Origin of the sequence: Streptococcus danieliae (assembly GCF_013415245.1) — a bacterium.
Lineage (GTDB): Bacteria > Bacillota > Bacilli > Lactobacillales > Streptococcaceae > Streptococcus > Streptococcus danieliae_A.
On sequence record NZ_JACBXX010000158.1, the window covers coordinates 1 to 3,366 of the forward strand.

At 44.3% G+C, this 3,366-nt stretch carries 4 protein-coding genes and 1 pseudogene; 1 reads left to right on the plus strand and 4 read right to left on the minus strand.

Annotated elements, in window-relative coordinates; all coding sequences use genetic code 11:
- Positions 1-167 precede the first annotated feature (167 nt).
- The 4 genes from HZY94_RS07620 to lepB are packed head-to-tail and all read right to left on the minus strand — an operon-like array spanning position 168 to position 2,863.
- On the minus strand, positions 168-1,007 hold the full coding sequence (locus HZY94_RS07620; protein ID WP_373683185.1) for an amino acid ABC transporter substrate-binding protein: 840 nt from the start codon (positions 1,005-1,007) through the stop codon (positions 168-170).
- Positions 1,008-1,018: 11 nt separating this feature from the next.
- A complete protein-coding gene (locus HZY94_RS07625) occupies positions 1,019-1,648 on the minus strand; it encodes an amino acid ABC transporter ATP-binding protein (protein WP_179925687.1) in 630 nt (209 codons plus the stop codon).
- Positions 1,649-1,657: 9 nt separating this feature from the next.
- Complete coding sequence (locus tag HZY94_RS07630) at positions 1,658-2,299, minus strand: amino acid ABC transporter permease (protein WP_179925688.1); 642 nt, start codon at positions 2,297-2,299, stop codon at positions 1,658-1,660.
- A gap of 3 nt (positions 2,300-2,302) precedes the next feature.
- On the minus strand, positions 2,303-2,863 hold the full coding sequence (gene lepB / locus HZY94_RS07635; RefSeq protein ID WP_179925689.1) for a signal peptidase I: 561 nt from the start codon (positions 2,861-2,863) through the stop codon (positions 2,303-2,305).
- A 201-nt stretch (positions 2,864-3,064) separates the two neighbouring features.
- On the opposite strand from lepB, the pseudogene HZY94_RS07640 reads away from it, so the two are divergent.
- A pseudogene (locus HZY94_RS07640) lies at positions 3,065-3,366 on the plus strand (IS1634 family transposase); the annotation flags it as partial.

A 3,366-nucleotide genomic window follows, 5' to 3' on the forward strand; every position in this document is an offset into this window, starting at 1 on the left:
GGACAAAAGTCTAGCCTCTTTGACTTTGGATAACAAAATGCCTTTGACGCAGTAGCTGATTGGCCTCTTCGTTCGCTTTTCAAGCTCGGAAGAGAGCCTAATCAGCCTTGCGGGGGTGGGACTACGAACTAAATTTTTTCAAATTTAGTTCTGTCCCACTCCCGTCATTACTTCTTCGCTGCTTCTTTTAGTTGCTTACTGGCAACATCATCACCGAACCATTTATCCGAGATTTCTTGGAATTGGCCAGTTTGATAGAGTTCCAAGAGCCCTTGATTGAGACGTTCTTGGAGGGTTTTATCACTTTTACGAATGCCCACTGCGAAGGCCTCTTCTGGGAAGCCTACGGGGAAAACATGGTAGTCTTCTAAGACACCTTTTTGGGTGAGGTAGTAGTTGGCGTAGACACGATCGATCAGAAGTCCATCGATGCGGTCATTCTCCAAGTCGATCAAAGCTTCATTGAAACTTTGGTATTGAGTTGCGCGGTTGTTTTTAACATACTGCTTGAGCAGGTCTGGGTACTCCTCAAATTTGAGATAACCGGAGGAGCCTGCTTGGGCCCCGAGGACCTTGTTTTGCATGTCCGCCGGAGTCTGAATCCCGGATGCCTTTTTGGCAACCAGGACTTGTTCATTGGCCATATAAGGCAGGCTGAAGTTGACTTTTTCTGCTCGCTCTTCGGTTTGAGTGTAGCCGTTCCAGATGAGGTCAATGGTGCCGTTATTGAGTTCGGTCTCTTTCATATCCCAATCAATCGGTTGCCAGTTAACCTTGAGCCCTTGTTTTTCAAAAATTCGGTTTGCCAGGTCAATGTCAAAACCAACATTGCTTCCATTTTTCTCTTGGAAACCCATCGGGACGAAAGTGTTGTCAAAACCGATAGTCAGAGCTCCGCGTTTTTGGTAGCTATCCCAGGCATCTGTCTTGGGATCGGTAACCTGGCTACTGCAGGCTGTTAGAACCAGCAGGGAGAGGAAGGTCAAAAATCCTATGATACGTTTCATCTGCAGTCCTCCTACTGGGGAATCACTTCGAGGATTTCATCAGCGATATTCTGGGCAAATTGCATATCGTGGGTCACAACAATCTGGGTCATCCCCATCTCCCGGTTTTGAATCAGCAGTTTTTCAACTTCCAAACGCAAGCCTGGGTCCAGGGCACTGGTCGGCTCATCATAGCCGATGATTTCAGGTTCAATCATCATGGCACGCGCCAAGGCCACCCGCTGTTTCTGCCCACCTGAAAGAGCATGAGGATAGTGATCAACCAGCCCCGCCAAGCCTAAACGTTCCAGGAGTTGACGCGCTTTTTGCTGGGCCTGATCTGGCTCCATATTCATGGTCTTCACAGGTGACAGGATTAAATTATCCAAGACGGTCATGTGAGGAAAGAGTTGAAAATCCTGGAACACAAAGCCCAAGAGATTCATGCTGGCCAACTCACTGGCTGGGATTTCCTGACCATTGTAGAGTACTTGTCCACTGTCAATCGTTTCTAGCCCCGCCAGCATCCGTAGCAGGGTGGTTTTTCCACCACCGGATTGACCCACGATGGCTAGGATTTTCTTCTCAGGCACATTTAAGTTAAAGTTTTTGAGGATTTGCCGTTCCCCGAAACGTTTATTAATATTTTTTAATTCTAACATGCAGTCTCCTTAGCGATCATAGGCATATTTTTGTTCAACTTTTCGAGAAACTAAGGTCACCACCCCAATCATAATGAGGTAAATGGCTCCAGCAACAAACATCGGAGCCAAACTCGCATCGCGATTGGCTGCAGTCCGGCTGACCAGGATCAAATCCGTAACCCCCAGTGCATAGACCAAGGAAGTGTCCTTAACCAAGGCCATAATCTCATTGAAAACACTTGGCAACACAATCTTGGTCACTTGCGGCAGGATGATATACTGGATGGTCTGCACAGGGCTAAATTTCAAGACCTTGGCCGCCTCATACTGACCTCGCGGAATCGAATCAATCCCACCCCGGAAAATCTCTGCGAAATAAGCTGCATAGTTCAGAGTGAAGGCGATAATCGCTGCTGGCATCCGGTCAATCCGAATCCCAATACTTGGCAAAATGTAATAAACAAAAATCAGTTGCAGCAGCAAGGGGGTCCCCCGCATAATCCAGATATAAATGGATAACAACCAACGCAGAGGTTTGGATTCCACCTGCATGATAAACGCCACTAAGACCCCCAAAGGAATCGACAAAATTAAGACAATACTAAAAACTTGCAGGGTGACACTAGCCCCCTGCAACAAACTAGGTAAAATTTCTAAAACGTAAGCCATTTATTACTCCACATCTATAAAACCAAAACGCCCCAGTGGGGTCAAACGAAAGGTAATGACACCCTTAATCTGATCCTTTTGAACCAAGCCAAACTGACGACTATCCTCATGATTCAACCGGTTATCATTCAAAATCAGGAATTCCTCCTGTCCAATGACATCTTGTTTGGACTGGGTCAACGACTCAATGGTAAAATCCTCTGTAAACAGATTACCTGTATTACTCGTTTTTCCTTGATAGGTATTTTTCATACTCCGGATATAGGGTTCATCCTTAACCTCATGGTTAATATACAAAACATCATCCATATAGACAGCCCTCTCGCCACCTTGGGCAATCACCCGTCCAACATACTCTTTTTGATCGACTTCGTATAAGACAATACTTTCATTGGGAATTTCATTCTGATGAAAGGCCAATACATAATCAGCTGCTTCCAAATCCTTCTGAACATCCTTTTCCGTCACATGATGAGGGGTAAACCAAAATAAACGAAGGAGCACAAAAATTACCACCAGGATACAGGTGATAAACACATTCCGGAACAAATCTCTTCTGACCATGTCTTCTCCTTTACACTTTCGCCTATTATATCACGAAAGAAGATAGAAAAAAAGAAGGTCTTTTCAGAAACCTCCTCCCGACTCCCGACTTTATCACCTAGATTTATGAAAACTTAGCTCAAACCCTTGATAGAGCTGAGTTTTTTTGTAAAATCCAACTATTTTTCTTGTTGTATATGGTTGTGTATGGTATAATAGAGTATGGCATTTATCAAAACAACTACCAATAAAGAAGGCCGTACTCACGTTTATCTTGTAGAAGGATATCGTAAGGACGGTAAAGTAAAGCAACGTATTTTAAAAAAATTTGGTCTACTGGACGAGTTAGAGTTGGAAGAACCTGGGATCTTAGAGCGTTTAAAACGGGAAGCTAAGGAAGGTCTACTGACCGATCCAAAAGTATTAAAAATCTCCTATGATCTTCTGGCTCCTATGCATGAACCAGATAAGTCTTATGGATGGATGATTTTAGACAATCTATTCGAGGAGTTAAACCTTACTGA

What these genes read in the sequence shown, in the direction of transcription:
- HZY94_RS07620 (WP_373683185.1), bottom strand. Translation starts at nt 1,007, where the DNA reads ATGAAACGTATCATAGGATTTTTGACCTTCCTCTCCCTGCTGGTTCTA.
- HZY94_RS07625 (WP_179925687.1), bottom strand. Translation starts at nt 1,648, where the DNA reads ATGTTAGAATTAAAAAATATTAATAAACGTTTCGGGGAACGGCAAATC.
- HZY94_RS07630 (WP_179925688.1), bottom strand. Translation starts at nt 2,299, where the DNA reads ATGGCTTACGTTTTAGAAATTTTACCTAGTTTGTTGCAGGGGGCTAGT.
- lepB (WP_179925689.1), bottom strand. Translation starts at nt 2,863, where the DNA reads ATGGTCAGAAGAGATTTGTTCCGGAATGTGTTTATCACCTGTATCCTG.